Source organism: Arsenophonus sp. ENCA, assembly GCF_002287155.1.
GTDB lineage: Bacteria > Pseudomonadota > Gammaproteobacteria > Enterobacterales > Enterobacteriaceae > Arsenophonus > Arsenophonus nilaparvatae.
In genome coordinates, this window is the sequence record NZ_NHNG01000223.1 from 1 (window position 1) to 524 (window position 524).

Annotated in this window: 1 protein-coding gene; it reads left to right on the forward strand. The window is 42.0% G+C overall.

Annotated elements, in window-relative coordinates:
• Window positions 1–495 (forward strand): molybdopterin-binding protein (locus CBG25_RS05905; RefSeq protein ID WP_366212727.1); only part of this gene is annotated, 495 nt, incomplete at its 5' end.
• Window positions 496–524 lie beyond the last annotated feature (29 nt).

Below are 524 nucleotides of genomic sequence, written 5' to 3' on the forward strand. Positions count from 1 at the left end.
GTGGGGGAAGCTGATTATACCAAGCAGATCCTTAATGAAATAGGCAGCATAAATTTTTGGCAACTGGCAATCAAACCCGGTAAACCATTTGCCTTTGGTAAACTAAAATCTGCCTGGTTTTGTGGTTTACCCGGTAATGCTGTATCCGCTATAGTCACCTTTTATCAACTGGTACAACCCATTATCAATCACCTTTCCGCTTTTAGCCAATGGCAAAGAACACCCTATTTAAAAGCGCGCACCACCAGCCTGATAAAAACATCACCAGGACGCCTTGAGTTCCAACGAGGAATTGCCAGGGTAAATTCTCAAGCCGAGTTAGAGGTAACCCCCATGCCACAGCAAGGTTCACACATTTTGAGTTCCTTTAACCAAAGTAACTGTTTTATCGTTTTAGAGCAAAATCGTGGCGCGGTTAACGCAGGTGAATTAGTTGATATTGAGTATTTTAATCATTTATTAATGGGCACCTCGAAAAACCTAAGCCGAGTTTGATTTTGCTGATAAAGTTATCGGAAGCTGGT